Origin of the sequence: Aeromicrobium sp. Root472D3, from assembly GCF_001426485.1 — a bacterium.
Classification (GTDB): Bacteria; Actinomycetota; Actinomycetes; order Propionibacteriales; family Nocardioidaceae; genus Aeromicrobium.
Genome location: NZ_LMET01000001.1, coordinates 2,830,716 through 2,854,802 on the forward strand (window position 1 = coordinate 2,830,716; position 24,087 = coordinate 2,854,802).

Genomic DNA, 24,087 nt, shown 5'->3' on the forward strand with positions numbered 1-24,087 from the left:
GCCCGCCCCGCCTACTCCGCGAGGGCGTGCTCGGCGGCCGCGATCAGGACGCTCGTCGCGAGCGCGTCGATCGCGAGCGCCAGCTCGTCGGGCGACGGGTACGACGGCGCGATGCGGATGTTGCGGTCGCGGGGGTCGTCGCCGTAGGGGAACGCGGCACCGGCCGGGGTCATCGCGACGCCCGCCTGGCGGGTCAGCTCGATGACGCGCGAGGCCGTGCCGTCGACGACGTCGAGGCTGACGAAGTAGCCGCCCTTCGGCTCGGTCCAGCTCGCGACGCCGTAGGGGGCGAGCCGGTCGGCCAGGATCGAGACGACGGCGTCGAACTTGGGGGCGAGGATCTCGCGGTGCCCGGCCATCAGGGCGTGCACGCCGTCGACGTCGCCGAGGTGGCGGGCGTGCCGCAGCTGGTTGACCTTGTCGGGGCCGATCGTCCGCTTGCCCAGGTGCGACAGGTACCAGGCGACGTTGTCGGCCGAGCTGCCGAAGAAGCAGACCCCCGAGCCGGCGAACGTGATCTTGGACGTCGAGGCGAAGATCACGGCCCGGTCGGGGTGCCCCGACGCGACGCACAGACCGAGGATGTCGGCGGTCTTGGTCTGCTCGTCGGTGAGGTGGTGGACGGCGTACGCGTTGTCCCAGAAGATGCGGAAGTCGGGTGCCGCGGTCTCCAGGGCCGCGAGCTCGGCCGCGACGGCCTCGCTGGTGACGGCGCCCGTGGGGTTGCTGTAGGTGGGCACGAGCCACATGCCCTTGACGGAGGGGTCCTTGACGGCCTCGCGCACGGCGTCGACGTCGGGGCCGTCCTCGTTCAGCGGCACCGGCACCATCTCGATGCCGTACTCCTCGAGCAGGGCGAAGTGGCGGTCGTAGCCCGGCACGGGGCAGATGAACTTGACCGACTCCTCGACGCCCCACGGCTGCTCAGACCCGGGGACGCCGTGGAACAGGGCGAAGACCAGGTTGTCGTGCATCATCGCGAGGCTCGCGTTGTCGCCCGCGACGACCTGCTCGACCGGCACCTGCATGATCGGCGCGAAGATCTCGCGCAGCTCGGTCAGGCCCGTCAGACCGCCGTAGTTGCGGGTGTCGACGCCGTCGCGGTCGCGGAAGTCGTCGCCCGGCAGCGTCAGCAGGCCGTTGGAGAGGTCGAGCTGCTCGGGCGACGGCTTGCCGCGCGTGAGGTCGAGCTTGAGGCCTCGCTCCTGCAGGGCGCGGTGCGCGGCCGTCTGCTCGTCGAGGAGGGTCTGGACCTGGTCACGGGAGAGATCGTCGAGGCTCACGGACCCAACCTATCGCCCGGACGGAATCAGGCCAGACCGGGCGCGCCCCAGATCGCGAGCCACCGGGCGAGGTCGGGCTCCACCGGCACGTCGCCACCGACGACGCCCCTGAGCTGCAGCTCGAGCGCGTTGTCGCGTCGCTCGGAGCCGTCGGGCGCGAACGGGTAGAACGTGCCGCGCTTGTAGAGGTAGACCAGGCCGACCGGCTTCCCGGCGGGGCTGGTGAACACGAACGTCGAGCACAGCAGCGCGGTGCCGAAACCGGCGTCGGCCAGCGAGCTGTTGACGGCGTGCAGGTCGGTGACGAGACCCGACACGTCGGCGTCGGCGCGCGTGACGGTGAGCCAGTGGAAGCCGAACCGGTCGTCGCTGCGGGTCACGGTCGACCCGGGCGTCGACGTGATGATCTTCTCGGCGTCGGCCATCACGGCGTCGTCGGCCTGTCCCTCCATGTCGCGGAAGCACACGGACCCCGACCCGGTCGGCACGAAGCCCTCCAGCTGCAGCGAGATGACCGCCTGCGGCACCGAGAACAGGACGTCGAGATCGGCCTCGGGCGGCTTGGACCGACCGAGGATGCCGTCGAGGAAGCCCATCAGCCCTGCTCGGAGAGCTCGGCGCTGACCTTGGCCAGCTGGTCGAGACGCTGCTGCAGCGGCGGGTGCGTCGAGAAGAGCGCGCCGATCGACTCGCGGTTGATCGCGGGCGCGAAGAAGAACGCGCTCATGGCCTGGCTCTCGCGCAGGTCGCTGTTGGGGATGCGCGACATGTCGCCCGAGATCTTGACGAGCGCCGACGACAGCTTGGACGGACGGCCCGTCATGTAGGCGCCGCTGCGGTCGGCGCTGAGCTCGCGGTAGCGCGACAGGCCCCTGATCAGGACGAAGCTGACGGCGTAGACCAGCAGGCTGACGAGGAACACCACGATGAACGCGGGCCCCCCGTTGTTGTTGCGGTCGCGGTTGCCCCCGCCGAACATGCCGCCGAAGTACATGCCGTAGCGCGTGATGAAGCCGGCCAGCAGGCCGATCGACGAGGCGACCGTCATGACCGTGACGTCGCGGTTGGCGACGTGCGACAGCTCGTGCGCCAGCACGCCCTCGAGCTCGTCGGCGTCCAGGCGCTGCATGATGCCGGTCGTGACGCACACCGCCGAGTGGTTCGGCGTGCGCCCCGTCGCGAAGGCGTTCGGCATGTCGGTCACGGCGATCGCCACGCGCGGCTTCGGCATGTCGGCCAGCGCGCACAGGCGGTCGATCATGGCGTGCAGCTCGGGCGCCTGGTGCGGCTCGACGACCTGCGCACGCATCGACTTGAGCGCCAGGGAGTCCGAGAAGTACCACTGCCCCCACGCCATCGCGAGCACGACGACGAAGCCCAGCGCGCCCAGGGGCGTCTGGTAGAGCACCGCCGCGAACAGCAGGTAGAGGACGCCCAGCCCGAGGCTCACGCCGCCCATGCGCAGCGAGAGCCCCCGATCAGTTCTGAACCGGCTTCTGGTCATCGTCACCCTCCACGTCTTGATCGGGTCGAGCCTGGTCGTGCGAGATCTGCTCGAGCTGGCGGTCGACCTCGGCCGTCGTGCCCGCGTCGAGGACGGGACCGGCGTCGGTGTCGGTGCCGAGCGCGGCGTCGAACTGCCGGGCCAGCGCATCGTCCGCCGACTCGCCCGCCGTGCCGATGACGCCCTCCTGCACGAGCTCGTCGACGGCGTCGGACCTCGCCTCCATCTCGCGCGTGCGCCGCTCGGCGGCCTCCATCGCCTGCCCGACCTCGCTGACGGTCGAGTTGATGCCGCTCGTCGCGCTGTTGATCTCGGCGCGCGCGGAGGCCGCCGTGTGGCGGGCCGAGAGCGTGTCCTTGCGGATGCGGAAGCTCTCGACGTCCTGCTCGATCGTCAGGGCCGACTGCTCGAGCTTGCGCTCCTCGGCCAGCAGGTCGTCGCGTCGGGCGCGCAGCTCGTCGGCGGTCTTCTCGAGCGCGACCTTGCGGGTCAGGGCCGCGCGCGCGTCGTCGTCGCGACCCGCGGCGACGGCGTCGCTCGCCTGCCGGTCGAGCTGCGCGGCCTGCTGGGCGATCGTGGTCAGCTGCAGGTCGACCCGCTTGCGGCTCGTCGCGACGTCGGCGACCCCGCGTCGCACCTGCTGCAGCAGCGCCGTCTGGGTGCGGTAGGTCTGGTCGAGACGGTCCTTGAGGGCACCCGCGTCGTCGGTGCCGGACTGCCGCGATCCCCACCACTTGGCGAGGCGATTGCCGATGCTCATGCTGTCCGCTCCGTGAAAAGGCAAAGATACGGAGCAGACACCATGAGGCGGTGCTGCCCGTTCACTCGCTGACGCTCGCTCATGCTGTCAAGCCTACGGGTAGGGTGTCGCGGGTGGCTGACGAGACAGAAGCAGGCAAGGGCCGTCCGACCCCCAGTCGCCGGGAGGCCGAGGCTGCCCGCAAGAAGCAGATGAAGACCCCCATGACCCGCAAGGAGCAGGCCAAGCGCGACCGGGCCGCCCGCGAGGAGATCCGCCTCAAGCAGCGCGATGCGCTGAAGTCGGGCGACGAGCGCTACCTGCCGGCGCGCGAGCAGGGTCCCGTCCGCCGCTTCACCCGCGACTACGTCGACCGTCGACGCAACTTCGCCGAGTACCTGCTGCCGTTCCTGGTGGTCCTGCTGGTGCTGTTCGCCGTCGCCGGCAGCATCAGCAGCAACGCCTCGGCCGTCCTGACGGCCTTCGTCTACCCGTTCCTGATCGTCGGCACGGTCCTCGACGAGATCATCATGGTGCGCGGCCTCAAGAAGCAGCTCAAGGAGCGCTTCGGCCCCGACAACGTCAAGGGCTCGACGACGTACGCCGTGCTGCGCAGCACGCAGCTGCGCCGCTTCCGCCTGCCCAAGCCGCAGGTCAAGCGCGGCGAGGTGCTGAGCGGCACCTACCGCTGACGCGGGCCCCGGCCGGCCTACGTGTCGGGGTGCAGCGACATCGGGCCGTAGATCTCGGCCTCGCCGTCGAACAGGCGCACCTGGTCGACGCCCTGCTCGAGCAGCTCGCCGAACGCCTCGCCGACCCACGACTCGGCGTCGCCGCGGCTCTCGAAGGCCTCCGACCGGCCGGTCACGTCGCCGGCCGAGGTCTCGAACGTCCAGGTCCAGCTCATGTCATGACTCCTTGGTCGACGGTTGCACGAACGGCGGCTTGGTCACCGTGAACGCCTCGGACCGGCCGCGGACGTCGACGACGACGGTGGCGCCATCCTCGACGGACTGGTCGAGGAGCGCAAGCGCGACGCCCTGCCGCAGGGTCGGCGAGAACGTGCCCGACGTGATCTCGCCGAGGGAGCCACCGTCGAGGTCGGCGACCACCATGCCGGGGCGCGGGATGCCGCGCTTCTGGGCCAGCAGGCCGCGCAGCGTGCGGACGGTCTTCCCGGCGCGCTGCGCCTCGAGTGCCGCCTTGCCCCAGAACGCGGGCTTCTTCCAGCCCACGGCCCAGCCGGCGCGGGCCATGACGGGGCTGATCTCGGCCGACAGCTCGTGCCCGTGCAGCGGGTAGCCCATCTCGGTGCGCAGCGTGTCGCGCGCGCCCAGGCCGCAGGCGCGGATGCCGAACGGCTCGCCGGCCGCGACGACGGCGTCCCAGACGTCGACGGCCGCGGCGGCCGGGACGACCAGCTCGTACCCGCGCTCGCCCGTGTAGCCGGTGCGGCACACCGTGATGGCGGCACCGGCGACCGTCGCGTCGGCGAACGACATGTACTCGTGGTCGACCGGCAGGTCGAGCGCCTGCAGGACCTCGTCGCTCGACGGGCCCTGGATCGCGAGCACCGCGAACTCGCGGTGCTGGTCGACGACGTCGATGCCCTCGGGTGCCGCAGCCTGCAGACGGGCCACGACCGCGGCGGTGTTGGCGGCGTTGGGGATCAGGAAGACCTCGAAGTCGCTGCGCAGGTAGGCGATCAGGTCGTCGACCGTGCCGCCGTCGTCGTCGCAGCACAGCGTGTACTGGGCCTTGCCCGGCGCGATGCGCTCGAGGTCGTTGGTGAAGCACGCGTTGACGAACTGCGCGGCGCCCGTGCCCCGCACCAGCGCCTTGCCGAGGTGGCTGACGTCGAACAGCCCGACCCCCTCGCGGACGGCCTTGTGCTCGGCGAGGACGCCTCCCCCGGCGTACTCGAGCGGCATCTCCCAGCCGCCGAACTCGGCGAGCTTCGCGCCGAGGGCCACGTGACGGTCGTGCAGCGGGGAATGAAGCAGATCCATGGTCCTCAACCTAGGGGACGGTTCCCCGACCCGAACCGGCAACCTTAGAGTGGCTGGCATGCCGTCCGTCACCCTGAGCACGTCCAAGCCGACCACCGCCAGCGCCGACGTCCTGATCCTGGGGATCCGGGGGGACGAGGACAAGGGCGACCTGGCCGAGACCCTCGACCTCCTGGGCTTCTCGGGCGAGAAGGGACAGAGCGTCCGCTTCCCGTCCGGAGGGCTCGTCAAGGCACCCGTCGTCGTGGCCGTCGCGCTGCCCGACGAGCCGACCGCCGAGGACCTGCGACGCGCCGCCGCGCGCGGCATCCGTGCCGCCAAGAACGCCACGACCGTCGCGATCGCCCTGCACCCCGCCGGCGTCGACGAGGTCGAGGCGATCGCCGAGGGCATCGACCTCGGCGCCTACCGGTTCGACACCTACAAGACCAGGAGCGCGGCCAAGGACGCCGCGCCCGTCGAGATCGCCAGCGCCGTGATCCTGACGCCCTTCGCGCGCCAGACCACCGCGACCAAGGCCGTCGAGCGGGCCTCGACCGTCGCGCTCGCGGTCAACACGGCCCGCGACTGGGTCAACACGCCGCCCGGCGACAAGCGCCCGGCCGATCTCGTCGAGGCCATCACGACGCACGTCACCGCGGCGGCCGGCACCGCCGTGAAGGTGTCGGTGTGGGACGAGAAGCGTCTCGCGAAGGAGCGCTGCGGCGGCATCCTCGGCGTCGGCCAGGGCTCCGACAGCCCGCCGCGCCTCGTGACGCTGTCGTACGAGCCGGAGAACGCGGTCGCGCACCTCGCGCTGGTCGGCAAGGGCATCACGTTCGACTCGGGCGGACTCTCGATCAAGCCCGGCGCCTCGATGCAGACCATGAAGCTCGACATGGCCGGTGCCGCCGCGGTCGTCGCGGCGACCGTCGCGATCGCGACGCTGGGGCTGCCCGTGCGCATCACGGCCTACGCGTGCCTCGCCGAGAACATGCCCAGCGGACGGGCGACCCGTCCGGGCGACGTCCTGCACATGCGCAGCGGCGCGACGGTCGAGGTGCACAACACCGATGCCGAGGGTCGCCTCGTGCTGGCCGACGGGCTCGCCCTCGCGGCCGAGGCTCAGCCCGACCACATCGTCGACGTCGCGACGTTGACGGGCGCGTGCATCGTGGCCCTCGGCTCGCACACCAGCGGCATCCTGGGCAACGACGACGACTTCTCCGAGACCGTGCTGGCGGCCTCCGCCGCGGCGGGCGAGTCGATGTGGCGACTGCCCATCACCGAGGAGATGAAGGGGATCGTGACGTCCTCGACCGTCGCCGACCTGCGCCAGCACAACCCCAAGCCGTACGGCGGCGCGCTGTTCGCGGCCGCGTTCCTGCGCGAGTTCGTCGGCGACGTGCCGTGGGCCCACCTCGACATCGCCGGCCCGTCGTTCAACGAGGGCTCGGCCGTCGACTACACGCCCGTGGGCGGCACGGGCACGGGCGTCCGCACGCTCGTGCGGCTCGCGACGGAGCTGGCCGGCTCGCGATGACGCTCGACGCCGCGACGGCGCGGGCCCTCGACCACCGTCTCGCCGTCGAGCAGTCGAAGCAGCGCCTCCCCTCGGTCGTCGCCGGCGTCGTGAGCGGCGGCGAGCTCGTCTGGTCGGGAGCGGCCGGGACGCTCGACGGTCGCGCCGACGGGGAGTCGCCGGGCGCCGACACGCAGTACCGCATCGGCTCGATCTCGAAGACCTTCGTCGCGGTCGAGGTGCTGCGGCTGCGCGACGCGGGGCTGCTCGACCTCGCCGACACGATCGGCGCCCACCTGCCCGAGGTCCCGTTCGGCCACGTGACCGTCGCGCAGCTGCTGACCCACACGTCGGGGCTGCAGGCCGAGACCGACGGCGAGTGGTGGGAGCGCAGCCCGGGCGGCACCTGGGACGACCTGCTGGCGTCCGGGGTGGCGGTCCGGTTCACCCCCGGCACGTCGTTCCACTACTCCAACACCGGCTACGGCGTGCTGGGCGAGCTGATCGCACGACGTCGACGCGTCCCGTGGCACGAGGCGGTCCAGGTCGGCATCCTCGACCCGCTCGGCATGGACCGCACGACGCGACGTCCCGTCGCCCCCGCCGCCCCCGGGCTGGCCGTGCACCCCTTGGCCGACCTGGTGCACGTCGAGCCCGAGCACGACCACGTCTCGATGGCGCCTGCCGGCCAGCTGTGGTCGACGACGACCGACCTCGCGCGGTGGGCGGCGTTCCTCGGCGGGCACACCCGCGACGTCCTCGACCGCACGACCCTCGCCGAGATGCTGCGGCCCGTCGCCGTCAACGACGTGCCGGGCGCCGCGTGGACGGGCGCCCACGGGCTCGGGTGGCAGACGTGGAACGTCGCGGGGCGCCGCTCAGCCGGTCACGGCGGGTCGATGCCCGGATTCCTCGCGAACCTGCGGGTCGACCTCGCGACCGGTGACGGCGTCGTGGCGATGGCCAACGCGACCAGCGGCATGGGTCCGCTCGCGGCCGACCTGCTCGACCTCCACCGCGATCGCGAGCCCGCGCGTCCGGCCCCCTGGCACGCCGACGCCGGCCACGCCGACGCCCTCGACGTCGTCGGGCCGTGGTTCTGGGGCACGTACCCGTTCACGCTCGCGCTGGAGGCCGACGGCGGCCTGCGGCTCGGCGAGCCGGGCGTCGGACGCGGTGCCCGCTTCTCGCGCGATGCCGAAGGCGACGGCTGGACGGGCCGCGAGGGCTACTACCGCGGCGAGCCCCTGCGCGTCGACCGCGACGCCGACGGGACGCCGCAGCGGCTCGTGCTGGCCAGCTTCGTGTTCACCCGCACGCCGTACGCCGCGGACGCCGACGTACCGGGAGGGCTCGACGCCCACCACTGGCACTGAGCCGTCGCACGACGGGGTCAGTCGGGCAGGCCGAGGGCGCGGGCGGCGTCCTCGACGGTGTCCCACTTCTCGCGGGCCCCACCCTGGCGATCGGGGTGCGCCTGCGACCTGGCCTTGCGGTAGACCTTCATGAGCTGGTCGAACGACGGGTCGTCGGGCAGCGGCTCGGTGCCGGCGACCGACTCGAGCGTCATGATCGCGCGCATCTCGCGCGGTGAGCGGCGGGCGGGAGCGGCCGGCGCCGGGGCGGACGTCGGCGTGGTCCGGGCGGACGTCGGCCCCGACGACGTCGTGCGCCCGGACGACGTCGCGCCGGCCTTGCGCAGGTCGTAGTCGCGCTTGCGGGCGGCGATCGGGACGAGGTTGGAGTCGTACACGGGGATCTTCAGCTTCTTGCGGGCGAAGTCGTGCCCCGCCTGCGCCGACGTGACCCGGCGGCGGATCGACTCGCCGTCGTGGGCGACCAGCAGGAGCGTCGTGTGGGTCACCGACGTCTGGGGCTCGATCCAGCCCTCGACGCCCTGGCGCGTCTGCACGAACTGCTTCAGCGCGTCGAGGTCGGCCCGGCTGGAGCCGCGGTCCGAGACGACGGCGCCGCCGTCCGTCCTGGCCTTCCGGCCTCCGAAGATTCCCATGCGTCAAGTGTGCCCGATGGTGGCCGACACCCGGTGAACCCCGGTGGTGCGCCGGTTGCGCGCAGTGACAAGATGACGATGCACACACTTTCTGGGAGGACACCGTGGCGGACGGCGCCGGCAACACCTTTGACATCGTGATTCTCGGCGGCGGAAGCGGCGGCTACGCCTGCGCGCTGCGCGCCGTCCAGCTCGGCAAGTCGGTCGCGCTGATCGAGAAGTCCAAGCTCGGCGGCACCTGCCTGCACTGGGGCTGCATCCCGACCAAGGCGCTGCTGCACTCCGCCGAGGTCGCCGACCTGGCGCGCGAGGGCGAGACCTTCGGCATCAGGTCGACGTTCGACGGCATCGACATGGCGCGGGTCAACACGTACAAGGACGGCGTCATCGACCGCCTGTACAAGGGCCTGCAGGGCCTCATCAAGTCCGGCGGCATCACGGTCGTCGAGGGCGAGGGCAGGCTCGTGTCGACCGACCCGAACGGCGGCGGCACGGTCGAGGTCGACGGCCAGCAGTACACCGGCACCAACGTCGTGCTCGCGACCGGCTCGGTCTCGCGCACGCTGGGCCTGGAGATCGGCGGCCGGGTCATCACGTCGACCGAGGCGCTGTCGATGACCGAGGTGCCCGAGAAGGTCGTCATCATCGGCGGCAGCGTGATCGGCGTCGAGTTCGCGTCGGTCTGGAAGTCCTTCGGCGCCGACGTCACGATCATCGAGGGCCTGCCCACGCTGGTCCCGCTCGAGGACCCGGCGCTCAGCAAGGGCCTGGAGCGCGCGTTCCGCAAGCGCAAGATCAACTTCAAGACCGGCGTCAAGTTCGACTCGGTCAAGCAGACCGACTCCGGCGTCACCGTCACGCTCGAGAACGGCGACACGATCGAGACCGACCTGGTCCTGGTGGCCGTCGGGCGCGGCCCCAACTCGGCCGGCATGGGCTACGAGGAGGCCGGCGTCACGGTCGACCGCGGCTGGGTGCCGACGAACGAGCGCCTCGCGACCAACGTCAAGGGCGTCTTCGCCGTGGGCGACCTGGTGCCCGGCCTGCAGCTCGCGCACCGCGGCTTCGCGCACGGCATCTTCGTCGCCGAGGAGATCGCGGGCCTCGAGCCGCAGGTCGTCGTCGACGCCGGCATCCCCCGCGTCACGTACTGCGAGCCCGAGATCGCCTCGGTCGGCATCACCGAGCCGCAGGCCAAGGCCAAGTACGGCGACGACAACGTCGAGATCGTCGAGTACAACCTCGGCGGCAACGGCAAGAGCCAGATCCTCGGCACCGCCGGCACCGTCAAGCTCGTCCGCGAGAAGGACGGCCCGATCGTCGGCGTCCACATGCTCGGGTCGCGCTTCGGCGAGCAGGTCGGCGAGGCATCCCTCATCGTGAACTGGGAGGCGTACCCCGAGGACGTCGCGCAGTTCATCCACGCTCACCCGACCCAGAACGAGGCCATCGGCGAAGCCGCCCTCGCGCTGGCCGGCAAACCCCTTCACTCGCACGCCTGATCCGGAGACCACCCATGGCAACTGAAGTCACCCTCCCCGCTCTCGGCGAGAGCGTCACCGAGGGCACCGTCACCCAATGGCTCAAGCAGATCGGCGACACCGTCGCGGTCGACGAGCCGCTGCTCGAGATCTCGACCGACAAGGTCGACACCGAGATCCCCTCCCCCGTGGCCGGCGTGCTGCTGGAGATCAAGGCCGAGGAGGACGAGACCGTCGAGGTCGGTGCGGTGCTGGCCGTCGTCGGCGAGGAGGGTGAGACGACCGACGACTCGGCCACCGCCCCCGTCTCGGACGAGAACCTCGTCGAGGAGAAGTCCGACACGTCCGGCGAGCAGGCCTCGGCCGGCGACGAGCCCGAGCCCGCGTCGGTCGGCGAGGAGCGGTCCAACCAGCCGTCCGACAGCGCCGAGGAGCAGCACGACGCCGCCGAGACGGCCGCCGCCCCCCAGGCCGAGACCGCTCCGGCGTCCGGTGGCGGCACCGAGGTCACGCTGCCCGCACTGGGCGAGAGCGTCACCGAGGGCACCGTCACGCAGTGGCTCAAGCAGGTCGGCGACGACGTCGAGGTCGACGAGCCGCTGCTCGAGATCTCGACCGACAAGGTCGACACCGAGATCCCGTCGCCCGTCGCGGGCAAGCTGCTCGAGATCCGCGCCGACGAGGACGAGACCGTCGAGGTCGGCGCCGTCCTGGCCGTCATCGGCGCCGAGGGCTCCACGACCACCGACTCGGCGACCGCGCCGGTCTCCGACGAGAACCTCGTCGAGGAGAAGAAGCCCGAGGCCGAGGCCGCGCAGGAGAAGGCTCCCGAGCCGGAGAAGGCCCCGGAGCCCGAGCCGGAGAAGGCCCCCGAGCCCACCCCGGCGCAGCCCGAGACGCAGGGCTCCCCCGAGCCCGCCCCGGCGCCCGCGGCGCCGAGCGACAGCGGCAACGGCAACGGCAGCGGCGGCTCGAGCGAGGGTGGCGACACCTACGTCACCCCGATCGTCCGCAAGCTCGCCAAGCAGCACGACGTCGACCTCGCCGCCGTCACCGGCACCGGCGTGGGCGGACGCATCCGCAAGCAGGACGTGCTCGACGCCGTCGCCGCCAAGAAGGCCGCCTCGGCCCCCGCCCCGGAGGCCCCCGCCCCCGCCGCCGCTCCCGCGGCCACCGCACCGGCCGCCGAGCCGTCGGCCCTGCGGGGCAAGACCGAGAAGGTCACCCGCCTGCGCAAGGTCATCGCCTCGCGCATGGTCGAGTCGCTGCAGGTCTCGGCCCAGCTGACGCAGGTGCACGAGGTCGACGTCACCGAGGTCGCCCGCCTGCGGGCCCGCCACAAGGACGCCTTCCTCGAGCGCGAGGGCGTCAAGCTGACGTTCCTGCCGTTCTTCGCCAAGGCCGCGATCGAGGCGCTCAAGTCGTACCCGCAGCTCAACTCGGCGCTCGACCTCGAGGCGGGCACGATCACGTACCCGGCCGGCGAGCACCTGGGCATCGCGGTCGACACCGAGCGCGGGCTGCTCGTGCCGACGATCAAGGACGCCGGCGACCTGTCGATCGCGGGCCTGGCCCGCAAGATCGCCGACGCCGCCGAGCGCACCCGCACCAACAAGATCACGCCGGACGAGCTGTCCGGCGCGACGTTCACGATCACCAACCTGGGCAGCAACGGCGCTCTGTTCGACACGCCGATCATCAACCAGCCCCAGGTGGCGATCCTCGGGACGGGTGCCGTCGTCAAGCGTCCGGTCGTCATCACCGACGACCACGGCAACGACAGCATCTCGGTGCGCAGCATGGTCTACCTGGCCCTGACGTACGACCACCGCATCGTCGACGGTGCCGACGCCGGTCGCTTCCTGACCGCGGTCAAGCAGCGCCTGCAGGCCGGTTCGTTCGAGTCCGAGCTCGGGTCCTGACGTCGTGCACGTGGTGGTGGGAGGGGCCTCGGGCTTCCTCGGCACGGCCCTGACCACCCACCTGCGTGCGCGCGGGCACGAGGTCACCCGGCTGGTCCGGTCGGGTGACGCCTCGGCCGACGCGTCCCGGTGGGATCCCTACGCCGGGAGCGTCGACCAGCGGCTGATCGACCGGGCCGACGCCGTCGTCAACCTGACGGGTGCGTCGATCTCGAAGTGGCCCCGCACCGCCAGCACGAAGGACGAGATCCGGTCGTCGCGCCTCGCCGCGACCACGACGCTCGCCAAGGCCGTCGCCGCCTCGGCGACGCCGACCGTGTTCATCTCGGGGTCCGGCATGTCGTGGTACGGCGACGACCGCGGCGCCGAGGAGCTCACCGAGGCCAGCAGCCCCGGCACGGGCTTCCTGGCCGAGGTCTCGCAGGCGTGGGAGGCCGCGGCGCAGCCGGCGGTCGACGCGGGAGCCCGCACGTGCTTCGTGCGCACGTCGCTCGTGCTGAGCAAGGACGGTGGCGTGCTCAAGCTGATGCTCCCCGTCTGGAAGCTCGGCGGCGGGGCCAGGCTCGGCACGGGACGTCAGTACATGTCGCTGATCTCGCGCCACGACTGGGTGCGCGGGGTCGAGTTCCTGCTCGAGAACGACCACGCCAGCGGACCGTTCAACTTCTCGAGCCCCGGTGCGGCGACCAACGCCGAGTACACCGACGCCCTGGGCGAGGCGGTGCACCGTCCGACGTTCCTGGCCGTCCCGCGGTTCGCGATCAAGGCGGCGCTCGGCGGCATCGCCGACGACCTGATCGGATCGCTGCGGGTCTCCCCCGACGCCCTGGTCGACGCCGGCTTCACCTTCGCCGACCCCGACCTGCGGGCCGTGCTCGACTCCGCCCTGGCCTAGACGGCCGGCGCAGGACGCTCAGCCGGCGTCCTGCGCCGGTCGGGTGCCCGCGATGCGCCACCGGGCGTCCTGCCCGGGCGCCCGCACGAGCGTGACGGCTCGGCGGGTCGGCCGGTCTCGCGGCAGCGCGGTCGACGTGCCGTCGTCCCACCGCGCCCGGGCCGGCCCCAGCTGGTCGACGACCTCGAGCCGCACCCGGTGCCGGCCCTCGCGCACCACCCGGCAGTCGAGCACCCGCAGCTCGGCGCCGACGACCCGGCCGCCACGACGTGCGTAGGCCGCGATCAGCCGCGCGTCGGCACGACGGGCCGCGCTGGCCTCGACGTAGACGTCGCGCAGCAGCGAGGCGTCGGCCGAGGCGAACGCCTGCTCGCGCACGTCGTCGAGGGCGGCCAGGTGCACCGCCCACCGGTCGTCCGGCGACGGCGACAGCACCCGCACCGCGACGAGGAGCACCCACAGCCAGTCCATGCACCCACTGTCGTCGTGGACGCCGGCGGCCGCCTCGCTCCGTCCACAGGCGCGTCGACCGCGGGGCTACGCTGGAGGCGTGACGCTTGAGATCATCGACGACTGGTTCGGCTCCTCCGCGATCGACTTCGTCGACGCATGGGACCTGCAACGCGATCTGCACGCCCGCCGCGTCGCCGACGAGGTCGGCGACACCGCGCTGTTCCTCGAGCACCCGCCGGTCTACACGGCCGGACGTCGCACCGAGCCGTTCGAGCGTCCTTTCGACGGCACACCCGTCGTCGACGTCGACCGTGGCGGCAAGATCACGTTCCACGGCCCCGGCCAGCTCGTCGGCTACCCCATCACGAAGCTGCCCTCGCACGTCCTGGTCGTCGACTTCGTGCGACGCGTCGAGGAGGCCATGATCCGCGCGGCCGCCGACCTGGGCGTGACGACGGGACGTGTGCCCGGACGGTCGGGCGTGTGGCTCGGCGCCACGCCGACGCGCGCCGAGCGCAAGGTCGGCGCCGTCGGCATCCGCGTGGCGCGCGGTGTCACGATGCACGGCTTCTCGCTGAACGCCGACGTCGACCTGTCGTTCTACGACCGGTTCGTGCCGTGTGGCATCGCCGACGCCGGCGTCACGTCGCTGTCGGCCGAGCTCGGCCGCGACGTCACGGTGCCGGAGGCGGCAGCCGCGATCGCGCCCCACCTGAGCGAGCTGCTCGAGTGGCACCCGTACACGCCGGGGCCCGATCTCGCCGAGCAGGCCGAGACCGGGCCCTCCGTGCCGGTGCTGGGGCTCACTCGCTGAGCCGCAGCGCCTCCCCGAACCCGATCTTGCGCTCGGTGCGCATCAGGGTCCGCTCGTAGAGCCGTGCGGCCAGCCGCACGATCAGCACCGCGCCCACGACGTTGACGACCACGGCCACGACGATCTGCCACACGGGGACACCGCCCTCGGCCATCCTCGACGGCATCAGCATCGCCGACATGATCGGCAGCATCGACACGACGGTCTTGACGCCGGCACCCGCCGAGAAGGCGATGATGTACGGCGCGAACAGCAGCACCTGGCCCGGCATCGTGGTCGACTGCAGGTCCTCCTGCCGCGACGCCAGCGACCCGGCCACGGCCCACAGGCCGGCCAGCGCGACGAAGCCGAGCACGAAGAACACGACGTACATGCCGACCGCCGGGCCGAGCGACGACAGCAGGCCGGTCTCGCCGGTCAGCGCCAGCGCGCCGATGCCCGCGACGGCCAGCAGCAGGATCTGCGCGAACGCCAGCAGCGTGTTGCCGGCGATCTTGCCCCACAGCATCGCCCGGATCGGCACGGCCGCGGCCAGGATCTCGACCACCCGGCTCTCCTTCTCCTGGACGACGCTCTGCGCGATCGACATGCCGAACGTGATCGCGGTGATGTAGAACAAAATCAGGAACACGTAGGCCGCGAGCTGGCGCGCGCCGGCGTCGCTCTCCGCGGGGTCGAGCAGGCGCTCCGACACGGTCGAACCGGCCTGCAGCTCGTCGAGGTCGACCCCGAGGCGCTCCGCATTGGCCTGCAGCGCCTCGCTCGTGCCGACCGCCGTGAGCGCGGCCGAGAGGGTCGAGTCGACCTCCTCGTCGCCGACGACCTCGTAGCCCGTCCCGGTCGCGACGAGGGCGGCGTCGACGTCGCCGTCGCGGACCGCCTCCTCCGCGGCCGCGGTCGACGTGAACTCCCGCGGCTCGGCGGTCGACCCGTCGTCGGACCGGTTCACGACGTCCGATGCCGACGACACGATCGCGGCGGACGCCTGGTCGGTCACGGCGACGGTGTAGTCGGTCGGGCGGCCGCCCAGGATCGACGTCAGCACGACCGTCGCGACGACGCCGACGACCATGAACAGGGCGCTGTAGACGTACGACTTCTCGCGGACGCGGGTCGTGACCTCGCGCTCGGCGACGACGCGCCACGCGCCACGGACCTCGTCGTCGGCGGACGTCCGGTCGTCGGTGCGTGCAGGGGTGACGGTGCTCATCGGTTGACCTCCCGGAAGATGGCGGACAGGGGCTGACGGACGCGGCTGAACTCGGCGACGGGCTCCCTCGCGACGACCTGCGCGAGCAGGTCGGACGCGGTCGTGCCCGCCAGGTCGACCAGCGCCGTGCCGCCGTCGACGTCGCGGACCTCGATGCCGCGCAGGCCACGGATCCAGGCCGCGTCGGAGCCCGGCCCGTCGAGGGTGATGCGGTAGCGGTCGGCCCCCGTGCCCCGCAGCTCCTCGACCGAGCCCGCCGCGACGACCCTGCCCTTCGACAGGATCACGAGGTCGTCGCACAGTCGCTCGACCAGGTCGAGCTGATGGCTCGAGAACAGCAGCGGCTTGTCGCCCGCCTCCTTCGCCAGCAGGGACGCCATGGCGTCGACCGCGACGGGGTCCAGCCCGCTGAACGGCTCGTCGAGCACCAGCGCGTCGGGGCGGTGGATCAGCGACGCGGCGATCTGCACGCGCTGCTGGTTGCCGAGCGAGAGCGTGTCGAGCACGTCGTCGGCGCGGTCGGCGAGGTCGAAGTGGTCGAGGAGCTCGCGCGCCCGACCGTCCGCCTCGGCGCGGTCGATCCCGTGGAGCCGGGCGAGGAACACGAGCTGGTCGGTGATCCGCATGCGCGGGTACAGGCCCCGCTCCTCCGGCATGTAGCCGAAGCGTCGGCGCTGACCCGTCGTGATGGGGCTGCCGTTCCACAGCACCTGGCCCGCGCTCGGCGCCAGGACGCCGAGGATCATCCGCATCGTCGTGGTCTTGCCGGCGCCGTTGGCCCCGACGAACCCCGTCATGCGGCCGGGCACGACCCGGAAGGTGACGTCGTCCACGACGACGGTGCCGTCGTACGACCTGCTGAGGGAGGAGATGTCCAACATGCCGTCCACGCTAGGAGCCGGACGCGCGTCGCACATCGGCCACGAGGATGAAGAGGCCTCATCCCAAAGGTGGGGTCAGGCGGTGCCGTGCTCGTCCATCAGGCCCGACTCGTGCGCGACGATGACGGCCTGCACGCGATCGCGGACCGCGAGCTTGGTCAGCACCTTCGAGACGTGCGACTTGACGGTCGCCTCGCTGACGAACAGGTCCTTCGCGATCTCGCCGTTGCTCCGACCGCGGCCCATCGCCACGAGCACGTCCTGCTCGCGCTCGGTGAGCTCGGCCAGCCCCGGCGCGACGACTCCCCGTGGACGTCCGGTCGAGCGGGCGATGACCCGCTGCGTCACCTCGGGCGCGAGCAGCGAGTGCCCCTGCGCGACGACGCGGATCGCGGCCACCAGGTCGGAGGGCGGGCAGTTCTTGAGCATGAACCCGCTGGCACCGGCGTGCAGCGCCGCGAACAGGTAGTCGTCGTCGTCGAACGTCGTCAGGATCAGCACCTTGCAGTCGGGCACCGCCTCGATGACCCGGCGCGTCGCCTCGATGCCGTCCATGCGGGGCATCTGCACGTCCATCAGGACGACGTCGGGACGCAGGGCGCTCGCCTGCCGCACCGCGACGTCGCCGTCGTCGGCCTCGCCCACGACCTCGAGGTCGTCCTCGGCGCTGAGGATCATGCCGAAGCCCGTGCGGACCAGTGCCTGGTCGTCGGCGACCAGCACCCGCGTCGTCGTCATGTCGCCACCGGGATGCGGACGCGGACGCGGAAGCCGCCGTCGGGCCGCGCACCGATCTCGGCCTCGCCGCCGTGCATCGCGGCCCGCTCGCGGATGCCGGTCAGCCCGAACCCGCCCGAGGACGACGTCGGGGCCGAGCCGGCGCCGGACGTCGTGGCCGAGCCGTCGTCGATGACCTCGACCTCGACGGCGGCGGCCTCCTGCTCCCCCGCCGGGACGAACCGCAGCACGATCTCGCCGGCGCACGCGCCCGCGTGACGGCGCAGGTTCGACACGGCCTCCTGCGCGATGCGGAACATCGACAGGCCGACGGTCGGCGGCACCTCGAAGGGGTCACCGACGCGCCGGAACGTCACGGCCGGGCGGTCGTCCGGCGACGCGAGCGACGCGATCTCGGCCAGCCCGGGCTGCGGCACCCGGTCGCCGCGCTCGTCGTCGGCGCGCAGCAGCCCCACGAGCTGGTGCATCTGCTGGACGGCCTGGCGCGACGAGGTCTCGATGACGGACAGGGCCTCGCGGGCCACCTCGGGGCGGGCGTCCATGACGCGTCCGGCACCGGCGGCCTGCACGCCGATGCCGCTGACGTGGTGGGCGACGACGTCGTGGAGGTCGCGGGCGATGCGCACCCGCTCGGCCTGCACGGCGCTGTCGCGGTCGCGGTCCTGCGCGTGACGCTCCGCGACGATGCGATCGGCGATCTCGGCCCGCTGACGCGCGCTGCGCCACGCACCGTGACCCCAGGCCATCGCACCGAAGAAGTAGATGACGTTGATTGCCAGCGAGTACGCGATCATCGCGCCGTACTGCGGCAGCAGGCCGACCCGGGGGGCCGTGGGCGGGTCCTCGCGCACGAACTGCCACACCAGCCAGCCGAACATCGCGACGATCACGACGACGCTGGTCGCCATCAGCGCGCGCGGGCGCCGCGACCACGCCCAGGCCGAGTAGAGCGCCACGAACAGCACGATCTGGAGCGTGAAGACGACGCCGAGCTGCGCCTGGTGCTCGCCGATCACGATGAAGATCACGGACTCGAGGATCAGCGTCGTCAGCGGGAACCGTCGACGTCCGGCGAACAGCAGGCCCGCCAGGGCGAACAGCCCGTAGACGAACAGCGGGTCGGACAGCTCGATGCGCGCGCCGCTGCGCCACACCTCGACCGACACCACGGAGGCGACCGCCGCGACGACGCCGCCGACGACGTCCGCCCGCACCTGTGCCCGGTCGGGTGCGGGGCGGGCCCACGCGCGGTCCAGGTCGAGCACGTGACCGAGCCTAGGGCACGTTTCCGGACAGGCGTACCCTTGAGCGCGTGACCATCGCACCTGAGGGACGCAAGATGCTTCGGCTCGAAGTCCGCAACGCCGAGACTCCGATCGAGAAGAAGCCCGCCTGGATCAAGACCCGCGCGAAGATGGGTCCTGAGTACAACGAGCTGATGAAGCTCGTGAAGGGCGAGGGCCTGCACACGGTGTGCCAGGAGGCCGGCTGCCCCAACATCTTCGAGTGCTGGGAGGACCGCGAGGCCACGTTCCTCATCGGCGGCGAGCAGTGCACCCGTCGGTGCGACTTCTGCCAGATCGACACCGGCAAGCCCGACCCGATCGACCGCGACGAGCCCCGCCGCGTCGCCGAGTCCGTCCAGAAGATGGAGCTGCGCTACGCCACGATCACCGGTGTCGCGCGCGACGACGTCCCCGACGGCGGTGCCTGGCTGTACGCCGAGACCGTCCGCAAGATCCACGAGCTCAACCCGAACACGGGCGTCGAGAACCTGATCCCCGACTTCAACGGCATCCCCGAGCTGCTGACGCAGGTCTTCGAGTCGCGTCCCGAGGTGCTGGCGCACAACGTCGAGACCGTGCCGCGCATCTTCAAGCGCATCCGTCCGGCGTTCCGCTACGAGCGGTCGCTCGACGTCATCACGCAGGCCCGCGACTTCGGCCTGGTCACCAAGTCCAACCTGATCCTGGGCATGGGCGAGACCCGCGAAGAGGTCTCCCAGGCCCTGGTCGACCTGCACGAGGCGGGCTGCGACCTCATCACGATCACGCAGTACCTGCGTCCGTCGGTGCGTCACCACCCCGTCGAGCGGTGGGTCAAGCCCGAGGAGTTCGTCGAGCTCAAGACCGAGGCAGACGAGATCGGCTTCGCCGGCGTCATGTCCGGCCCCCTCGTCCGTTCGTCGTACCGCGCCGGATCGCTCTACCAGCAGGCCCGCGAGTCAGGACGCGGCATGGGCGCGGCGCCCGTCGCGCCGTAGACTGCCCCCCATGTCGAACTCCGTCCCCACGCCGGCCACGGGCCGCCTCGGCCAGATGCGCCAGGCGTACCAGATCACCAAGCGCAGCGACCGCAACATCGGTCTGATCCTGCTGCTGACCTTCCTCGTGGTGGGTGGGGTGTTCGCGGCGCTCGGCTACTTCCTGTTCGGCACCGGCTGGATCGGGCTCACGATCACGATCGTGTTCGGCCTGCTCACCGGCACCCTCGGCGTCCTGATCGTCTTCGGTCGTCGCGCCGAGAAGGCCGCCTACGCCCAGGTCGAGGGCCAGCGCGGAGCCGCTGCCGGCGCGCTGCAGATGCTGCGCCGCGGCTGGGAGGTCAAGCCGGCCGTGTCGTTCAACAAGAACCAGGACGTCGTGCACCGGGTCGTCGGCCGTCCCGGCATCGTCCTGGTGGGCGAGGGCAACCCGACCGCGGTGCGCGGTCTGCTGGCTTCCGAGGTCAAGAAGCACGCCCGCGTGGGCGGCGAGTCGGTGCCCGTCACCGGCATCATCGTCGGCAAGGACGAGGGCCAGGTCCCCCTCACGAAGCTCGTCAAGCACGTCAACAAGCTGCCGAAGAAGATCAAGCCGGCGCAGATGAGCGAGCTCGTCTACAAGCTCAAGGCCCTCGACGCGATGCGTCCGGCCGCCCCCATGCCGCGCGGCCCCGTGCCGACCAGCATGAAGGGCAACCGCAAGGCGATGCGCGGCTGACCGACGCCGCCTGCGGCGTCGCGTCAGCCGCGCGCCAGCGGAGCGTGAGCGTCCCGCGGCGAAGCCGCCGGTCTGCGAGGCGTGGCGAGTGATCGGGCTTGCGTCAGGCCCCTTCGCTCCGCTCACGGTCGGCCGCAAGCGGCCTCCCTAGGGGCCGTCAGTCCTTGACGACGCGGGAGCCGGCTGCGAGGTCGTGGATGCCGCGCTTGTCGTCGGTCATGACGATCGCGGGCAGGACGGTGCAGAGCAGCACCGTGCGCAGCAGGGCACGCGGGATGCCGATCGGACGCCCGTCGGGGTTCTCGATGCGCATGCCCAGCAGGCGCTTGCCGATCGAGCGTCCGACCAGGCCGGTCAGGATGCCGACCTCGGCGACGAAGAAGCCGATGATGATGAACGTCTGGCTCGGGTCCTCGTCGAGCGGCGCGGGCGGGTAGCTCACCCCGGCCAGGGTCACGGCGCTGAGCGCGGCGATGATCCAGTCGATCAGCAGGGCGCCGAGGCGACGGATCAGCGAGGGGATCTCCACGCCGCGAGCCTATCGAGCGGACCCTCGGACGGCGCGGACGGGCACTTGTAACACTCCCGAAACACTTCGGACTCCGCCGGGTAACTGCATCCTCCTAGCGTCGACGATACGGTGCAGTGACGCACTTTCCTGCCGGTTCGACAAACGAAGGCCGCCCCCCGCGGTCTAGGAGGCCACATGTTCGGCAATGCCGACGAGCTGTTCAAGTTCATCAAGGACGAGGGTGTCGAGTACCTCGACGTCCGTTTCACCGATCTGCCGGGCATCCAGCAGCAGGTCACGCTGCCCGCGTCGACGTTCGACGCCGACATGGTCGAGAGCGGTGTGGCGTTCGACGGCTCGTCGATCCGCGGATTCCAGACGATCGACCAGTCCGACATGGTGCTGTTCCCGGACATCAAGACCGCGTACGTCGACCCGTTCAAGGCCCGCAAGACCATCGCGATGGACTTCTTCGTCCACGACCCGATCACGGGCGAGGCGTACTCGCGCGACCCGCGCAACATCGCCCGCAAGGCCGAGGCGTACCTCGCGACCACCGGCATCGGCGACACCGCCTTCTTCGCCCCCGAGGCCGAGTTCTACATCTTCGACCGCGTCAACTACGGCACGGCCGCCAACAAGTCGTTCTACGAGATCCAGTCGTCCGAGGCCGCTTGGTCGACCGGCGACAGCATCGACGACAACCGCGGCTACCAGGTTCGCTACAAGGGCGGCTACTTCCCGGTCGCGCCGACCGACAAGACCGCCGACCTGCGCAACGACATGATGACGAACCTGACCAACGCCGGTCTCGTCCTCGAGCGCGGTCACCACGAGGTCGGCACGTCCGGCCAGGCCGAGATCAACTACAAGTTCGACACCCTGCTCAAGGCTGCCGACGACGTCATGAAGTTCAAGTACATCGTCCGCAACACCGCGTGGGCCAACGACAAGACCGTCACGTTCATGCCGAAGCCGATCTTCGGCGACAACGGTTCGGGCATGCACGTGCACCAGTCGATCTGGAACGACGGCAAGCCGCTGTTCTACGACGAGTCGGGCTACGGCGGACTGTCGGACCTCGCGCGTCACTACATCGGCGGCATCCTGAAGCACGCGCCGTCGCTGCTGGCCTTCACCAACCCGTCGGTCAACTCCTACCGTCGTCTGGTGCCGGGCTTCGAGGCCCCCATCGCGCTGGTCTACTCGGCCCGCAACCGCTCGGCGTGCGTCCGCATCCCGATCACGGGCTCGAACCCCAAGGCCAAGCGCATCGAGTTCCGCTGCCCCGACCCGTCGGCGAACCCGTACCTCGCGTTCTCGGCGCTGCTCATGGCCGGCCTCGACGGCATCAAGAACAAGATCGAGCCCGCTGCCCCGATCGACAAGAACATCTACGAGCTGCCGCCGGAGGAGTACGACGCCATCAACATGGTGCCGACGTCGCTCAACGCCGTCCTCGACTCGCTCGAGGCCGACCACGAGTTCCTCACCGCCGGTGACGTGTTCACGCCCGACCTGATCGAGACGTGGATCGACTACAAGCGCACCGAGGAGATCCTGCCCGTGCAGCTGCGGCCGCACCCGCACGAGTTCGAGCTGTACTACGACATCTGATCGGACGGGCCGAGCAGGCCCCGACGTGCACGATTCAGCAGCCCTCGTCGGCGGCTCCTCCGGGAGCCCGCCGGCGGGGGCTGCTCGCGTGTGCTCGCACGCGCCTGACGGTCGCTAGCGGTCGAGCCGAGCGGCGCGGGCGTAGTTGGCGGCCAACCGCTGCACCGGACCGGTCTCGCTCATCGCAGCCTCGTAGGCCGGCGCAGGGACCGCGTCGGCCCACGCGTTCATGGCCTCGAGCACGTCACGCAGCTGCAGGCCCACCGGGGTCAGCTCGTACACGACCCGCGGAGGAATCTCGGCGTACGCGGTGCGCGTGACCAGCCCATGCGCCTCGAAACGCTTGAGGCGATGCGTCAGGGTGTGAGCACTGATGCCGGGCAGCGCCTCGACCAGCTCGTTGAAGCGGTGGGGGCCGTGCAAGAGCTCCCGGACGATCAACGTCGCCCAGGGCCCGTCGAGGAGCATCAGGAACCGAGCGACGCCGCACTCGGGCACACAGACCTGTTCATTTCCCATGACCTCCACGATAGGCCATTAGTGCAGTTGACGTAACCGATGCATCATATGCACTAATGGCTGCATGACCTACCTCGTCCACGGCGCCACCGGCGCCCAAGGCTCCCCCGTCCTGTCCTTCCTGCGCGCCGCCGGCCATTCCGCCACGGCCGCGGTCCGCGACACCTCGTCGACCGACGGCCCCGCCGTCAGTGTCGACGTCGCGTCCGTCGACTCGCTGACCTCCGCCTACCGCGGCGCGACCGGCGTCTTCGTCCACCTGCCCGTCGGCAGCGCCGAGCAGCAGCTCGCGGCCGGGCAGAACATCGGCACCGCCGTGGTGAGTGCGGAGGTCCCGCGAGTGGTGGTCTCGACCAGCGGCTACCCGCTGGAACCGGGGTCAGGCCTGGCGGCCCTCGTGGACGCGCTGACCGCGGACGACGTCTCCTTCGCGGTGGTCCAGCCGCGCCTCTTCCTCGAGAACCTGCTGCTGCCGCCCGTGACCGAGGCGGTGCAGGCCGAGGGCGTCCTGCGCTACCCGGTGCGAGCCGACTACCCGCTGTCGTGGGCGTCGCACCTGGACGTCGCGGACGCCGTCGTGGCGCTGCTCCTCGACCGGACGATCACGGGTCGCATCGGCGTCGGCGCGCTCCCGCCGCTGGTGGGAGCCGACCTGGCCGCGGGATTCGCCGAGCACCACGGCACCGACATCGCCTTCGAGCCCCAGGACCCCGAGGACTTCGGACGCGACATCATCCCGATGTTCGGCGAGGCCGGCGCACGTCCGGTGATCGACTCCTACGCATGGCGCCAGACCCAGCCGTCGGACGTCATCGACGCCGCCACCTCGGCCCAGCGGCTGCTCGGGCTCTCCCCGCGCGGCGTCGCGGCGTGGCTCGACGAGATCGGCGCCTGACGCCACGACGGGTCGCGGGACCGCTGGTCGACCTTGAGGACCCGACCCGGTCGGCAGCGGCCCCCGTCGGGGGTTCCCCGGGAGCCTGCCGGCGGGGCCTGCCGTCGTGCTTGATCCAGGGGA

Annotated in this window: 25 protein-coding genes; 11 read left to right on the forward strand and 14 right to left on the reverse strand. The window is 71.4% G+C overall.

What is annotated here, in order from left to right; translation table 11 throughout:
• Positions 1-11: 11 nt before the first annotated feature.
• The 4 genes from ASD10_RS13915 to ASD10_RS13930 are packed head-to-tail and all read right to left on the reverse strand — an operon-like array spanning position 12 to position 3,547.
• Positions 12-1,283, reverse strand: a complete 1,272-nt coding sequence (locus ASD10_RS13915) for an aminotransferase class I/II-fold pyridoxal phosphate-dependent enzyme (protein WP_056609403.1) — start codon at positions 1,281-1,283, stop codon at positions 12-14.
• 26 nt (positions 1,284-1,309) lie between these two features.
• Positions 1,310-1,879, reverse strand: a complete 570-nt coding sequence (locus ASD10_RS13920; RefSeq protein ID WP_056609405.1) for a hypothetical protein — start codon at positions 1,877-1,879, stop codon at positions 1,310-1,312.
• Positions 1,879-2,787: a zinc metalloprotease HtpX gene (htpX, locus tag ASD10_RS13925; protein ID WP_056610573.1), complete on the reverse strand. Its 909-nt coding sequence runs from the start codon at positions 2,785-2,787 to the stop codon at positions 1,879-1,881. The genes ASD10_RS13920 and htpX overlap by 1 nt, the downstream gene beginning before the upstream one ends.
• On the reverse strand, positions 2,762-3,547 hold the full coding sequence (locus ASD10_RS13930; protein WP_056609407.1) for a PspA/IM30 family protein: 786 nt from the start codon (positions 3,545-3,547) through the stop codon (positions 2,762-2,764). The genes htpX and ASD10_RS13930 overlap by 26 nt, the downstream gene beginning before the upstream one ends.
• A 113-nt stretch (positions 3,548-3,660) precedes the next feature.
• Between ASD10_RS13930 and ASD10_RS13935 the strand changes: the two genes are divergently transcribed.
• Positions 3,661-4,218, forward strand: coding sequence for a DUF3043 domain-containing protein (locus tag ASD10_RS13935; protein ID WP_235501881.1), 558 nt, complete (start codon positions 3,661-3,663; stop codon positions 4,216-4,218).
• Between the two features lie 17 nt (positions 4,219-4,235).
• Here ASD10_RS13935 and ASD10_RS13940 read toward each other — a convergent pair whose 3' ends face one another.
• Both ASD10_RS13940 and gcvT read right to left on the reverse strand, forming a co-directional pair.
• Positions 4,236-4,433, reverse strand: coding sequence for a hypothetical protein (locus ASD10_RS13940; RefSeq protein ID WP_056609412.1), 198 nt, complete (start codon positions 4,431-4,433; stop codon positions 4,236-4,238).
• Position 4,434: 1 nt separating this feature from the next.
• Positions 4,435-5,535, reverse strand: a complete 1,101-nt coding sequence (gene gcvT, locus ASD10_RS13945; protein ID WP_056609414.1) for a glycine cleavage system aminomethyltransferase GcvT — start codon at positions 5,533-5,535, stop codon at positions 4,435-4,437.
• Positions 5,536-5,593: 58 nt separating this feature from the next.
• On the opposite strand from gcvT, the gene ASD10_RS13950 reads away from it, so the two are divergent.
• Positions 5,594-7,057, forward strand: a complete 1,464-nt coding sequence (locus tag ASD10_RS13950; RefSeq protein WP_056609416.1) for a leucyl aminopeptidase — start codon at positions 5,594-5,596, stop codon at positions 7,055-7,057.
• Positions 7,054-8,412, forward strand: a complete 1,359-nt coding sequence (locus ASD10_RS13955; protein WP_056609418.1) for a serine hydrolase — start codon at positions 7,054-7,056, stop codon at positions 8,410-8,412. Before ASD10_RS13950 ends, ASD10_RS13955 begins: the two co-directional genes overlap by 4 nt.
• Positions 8,413-8,429: 17 nt before the next feature.
• Here ASD10_RS13955 and ASD10_RS19230 read toward each other — a convergent pair whose 3' ends face one another.
• Positions 8,430-9,047 (reverse strand): hypothetical protein, encoded by a 618-nt coding sequence (locus ASD10_RS19230; RefSeq protein ID WP_056609420.1) that lies wholly within the window; start codon positions 9,045-9,047, stop codon positions 8,430-8,432.
• A gap of 104 nt (positions 9,048-9,151) precedes the next feature.
• Here ASD10_RS19230 and lpdA point away from each other — a divergent pair, with 104 nt between their 5' ends.
• From lpdA to ASD10_RS13975, 3 genes are read left to right on the forward strand one after another with little or no spacing between them, the layout of a single operon-like run.
• Complete coding sequence (lpdA, locus tag ASD10_RS13965) at positions 9,152-10,549, forward strand: dihydrolipoyl dehydrogenase (protein WP_056609423.1); 1,398 nt, start codon at positions 9,152-9,154, stop codon at positions 10,547-10,549.
• A gap of 14 nt (positions 10,550-10,563) precedes the next feature.
• Positions 10,564-12,450 (forward strand): 2-oxoglutarate dehydrogenase, E2 component, dihydrolipoamide succinyltransferase, encoded by a 1,887-nt coding sequence (gene sucB / locus ASD10_RS13970; RefSeq protein WP_056609425.1) that lies wholly within the window; start codon positions 10,564-10,566, stop codon positions 12,448-12,450.
• 4 nt (positions 12,451-12,454) lie between these two features.
• Positions 12,455-13,345: a TIGR01777 family oxidoreductase gene (locus ASD10_RS13975; RefSeq protein ID WP_056609426.1), complete on the forward strand. Its 891-nt coding sequence runs from the start codon at positions 12,455-12,457 to the stop codon at positions 13,343-13,345.
• 18 nt (positions 13,346-13,363) lie between these two features.
• Here the strand turns inward: ASD10_RS13975 and ASD10_RS13980 are convergent, their stop codons facing one another.
• Positions 13,364-13,816 carry a hypothetical protein gene (locus ASD10_RS13980; protein WP_056609428.1) on the reverse strand — a complete coding sequence of 151 codons (453 nt, stop codon included), beginning with the start codon at positions 13,814-13,816 and terminating at the stop codon, positions 13,364-13,366.
• A gap of 79 nt (positions 13,817-13,895) precedes the next feature.
• Between ASD10_RS13980 and lipB the strand changes: the two genes are divergently transcribed.
• The gene (lipB, locus tag ASD10_RS13985; RefSeq protein WP_056609431.1) at positions 13,896-14,612 is read left to right on the forward strand and encodes a lipoyl(octanoyl) transferase LipB; all 717 of its coding nucleotides are present in this window, start codon (positions 13,896-13,898) and stop codon (positions 14,610-14,612) included.
• On the opposite strand, the gene ASD10_RS13990 is transcribed toward lipB, so the two are convergent.
• From ASD10_RS13990 to ASD10_RS14005, 4 genes are all read right to left on the reverse strand, one after another.
• Positions 14,602-15,822, reverse strand: coding sequence for an ABC transporter permease (locus ASD10_RS13990; RefSeq protein WP_056609433.1), 1,221 nt, complete (start codon positions 15,820-15,822; stop codon positions 14,602-14,604). The genes lipB and ASD10_RS13990 overlap by 11 nt on opposite strands.
• Positions 15,819-16,703 (reverse strand): ABC transporter ATP-binding protein, encoded by an 885-nt coding sequence (locus ASD10_RS13995; RefSeq protein ID WP_056610577.1) that lies wholly within the window; start codon positions 16,701-16,703, stop codon positions 15,819-15,821. Before ASD10_RS13995 ends, ASD10_RS13990 begins: the two co-directional genes overlap by 4 nt.
• A gap of 75 nt (positions 16,704-16,778) precedes the next feature.
• A complete protein-coding gene (locus tag ASD10_RS14000) occupies positions 16,779-17,441 on the reverse strand; it encodes a response regulator transcription factor (protein ID WP_056609435.1) in 663 nt (220 codons plus the stop codon).
• Positions 17,438-18,706: a sensor histidine kinase gene (locus tag ASD10_RS14005; protein ID WP_056609437.1), complete on the reverse strand. Its 1,269-nt coding sequence runs from the start codon at positions 18,704-18,706 to the stop codon at positions 17,438-17,440. Before ASD10_RS14005 ends, ASD10_RS14000 begins: the two co-directional genes overlap by 4 nt.
• 74 nt (positions 18,707-18,780) lie before the next feature.
• On the opposite strand from ASD10_RS14005, the gene lipA reads away from it, so the two are divergent.
• Both lipA and ASD10_RS14015 read left to right on the forward strand, forming a co-directional pair.
• Entirely contained in the window at positions 18,781-19,704 is a 924-nt protein-coding gene (gene lipA / locus ASD10_RS14010) for a lipoyl synthase (RefSeq protein WP_200938327.1), read from the forward strand.
• Between the two features lie 10 nt (positions 19,705-19,714).
• Positions 19,715-20,422, forward strand: coding sequence for a DUF4191 domain-containing protein (locus ASD10_RS14015; protein WP_056609442.1), 708 nt, complete (start codon positions 19,715-19,717; stop codon positions 20,420-20,422).
• Between the two features lie 157 nt (positions 20,423-20,579).
• Here the strand turns inward: ASD10_RS14015 and ASD10_RS14020 are convergent, their stop codons facing one another.
• Complete coding sequence (locus ASD10_RS14020; RefSeq protein ID WP_056609444.1) at positions 20,580-20,951, reverse strand: RDD family protein; 372 nt, start codon at positions 20,949-20,951, stop codon at positions 20,580-20,582.
• Positions 20,952-21,128: 177 nt separating this feature from the next.
• Here ASD10_RS14020 and glnA point away from each other — a divergent pair, with 177 nt between their 5' ends.
• Positions 21,129-22,550: a type I glutamate--ammonia ligase gene (glnA, locus tag ASD10_RS14025; RefSeq protein ID WP_056609447.1), complete on the forward strand. Its 1,422-nt coding sequence runs from the start codon at positions 21,129-21,131 to the stop codon at positions 22,548-22,550.
• A gap of 114 nt (positions 22,551-22,664) precedes the next feature.
• Here the strand turns inward: glnA and ASD10_RS14030 are convergent, their stop codons facing one another.
• Positions 22,665-23,069 carry a helix-turn-helix domain-containing protein gene (locus ASD10_RS14030; protein WP_056610580.1) on the reverse strand — a complete coding sequence of 135 codons (405 nt, stop codon included), beginning with the start codon at positions 23,067-23,069 and terminating at the stop codon, positions 22,665-22,667.
• Positions 23,070-23,133: 64 nt separating this feature from the next.
• Here ASD10_RS14030 and ASD10_RS14035 point away from each other — a divergent pair, with 64 nt between their 5' ends.
• Complete coding sequence (locus ASD10_RS14035; protein ID WP_056609448.1) at positions 23,134-23,964, forward strand: SDR family oxidoreductase; 831 nt, start codon at positions 23,134-23,136, stop codon at positions 23,962-23,964.
• The last annotated feature ends 123 nt before the right edge of the window (positions 23,965-24,087 follow it).

Excerpts from the sequence above, each read along its gene's own strand:
- ASD10_RS13920 (WP_056609405.1), bottom strand. The coding sequence starts at position 1,879 with ATGGGCTTCCTCGACGGCATCCTCGGTCGGTCCAAGCCGCCCGAGGCC.
- htpX (WP_056610573.1), bottom strand. The coding sequence starts at position 2,787 with ATGACCAGAAGCCGGTTCAGAACTGATCGGGGGCTCTCGCTGCGCATG.
- ASD10_RS13930 (WP_056609407.1), bottom strand. The coding sequence starts at position 3,547 with ATGAGCATCGGCAATCGCCTCGCCAAGTGGTGGGGATCGCGGCAGTCC.
- ASD10_RS13940 (WP_056609412.1), bottom strand. The coding sequence starts at position 4,433 with ATGAGCTGGACCTGGACGTTCGAGACCTCGGCCGGCGACGTGACCGGC.
- gcvT (WP_056609414.1), bottom strand. The coding sequence starts at position 5,535 with ATGGATCTGCTTCATTCCCCGCTGCACGACCGTCACGTGGCCCTCGGC.
- ASD10_RS13950 (WP_056609416.1), top strand. The coding sequence starts at position 5,594 with ATGCCGTCCGTCACCCTGAGCACGTCCAAGCCGACCACCGCCAGCGCC.
- ASD10_RS13955 (WP_056609418.1), top strand. The coding sequence starts at position 7,054 with ATGACGCTCGACGCCGCGACGGCGCGGGCCCTCGACCACCGTCTCGCC.
- ASD10_RS19230 (WP_056609420.1), bottom strand. The coding sequence starts at position 9,047 with ATGGGAATCTTCGGAGGCCGGAAGGCCAGGACGGACGGCGGCGCCGTC.
- sucB (WP_056609425.1), top strand. The coding sequence starts at position 10,564 with ATGGCAACTGAAGTCACCCTCCCCGCTCTCGGCGAGAGCGTCACCGAG.
- ASD10_RS13980 (WP_056609428.1), bottom strand. The coding sequence starts at position 13,816 with ATGGACTGGCTGTGGGTGCTCCTCGTCGCGGTGCGGGTGCTGTCGCCG.
- ASD10_RS13990 (WP_056609433.1), bottom strand. The coding sequence starts at position 15,822 with ATGAGCACCGTCACCCCTGCACGCACCGACGACCGGACGTCCGCCGAC.
- ASD10_RS13995 (WP_056610577.1), bottom strand. The coding sequence starts at position 16,703 with ATGTTGGACATCTCCTCCCTCAGCAGGTCGTACGACGGCACCGTCGTC.
- ASD10_RS14000 (WP_056609435.1), bottom strand. The coding sequence starts at position 17,441 with ATGACGACGACGCGGGTGCTGGTCGCCGACGACCAGGCACTGGTCCGC.
- lipA (WP_200938327.1), top strand. The coding sequence starts at position 18,781 with ATGCTTCGGCTCGAAGTCCGCAACGCCGAGACTCCGATCGAGAAGAAG.
- ASD10_RS14015 (WP_056609442.1), top strand. The coding sequence starts at position 19,715 with ATGTCGAACTCCGTCCCCACGCCGGCCACGGGCCGCCTCGGCCAGATG.
- glnA (WP_056609447.1), top strand. The coding sequence starts at position 21,129 with ATGTTCGGCAATGCCGACGAGCTGTTCAAGTTCATCAAGGACGAGGGT.
- ASD10_RS14030 (WP_056610580.1), bottom strand. The coding sequence starts at position 23,069 with ATGGGAAATGAACAGGTCTGTGTGCCCGAGTGCGGCGTCGCTCGGTTC.
- ASD10_RS14035 (WP_056609448.1), top strand. The coding sequence starts at position 23,134 with ATGACCTACCTCGTCCACGGCGCCACCGGCGCCCAAGGCTCCCCCGTC.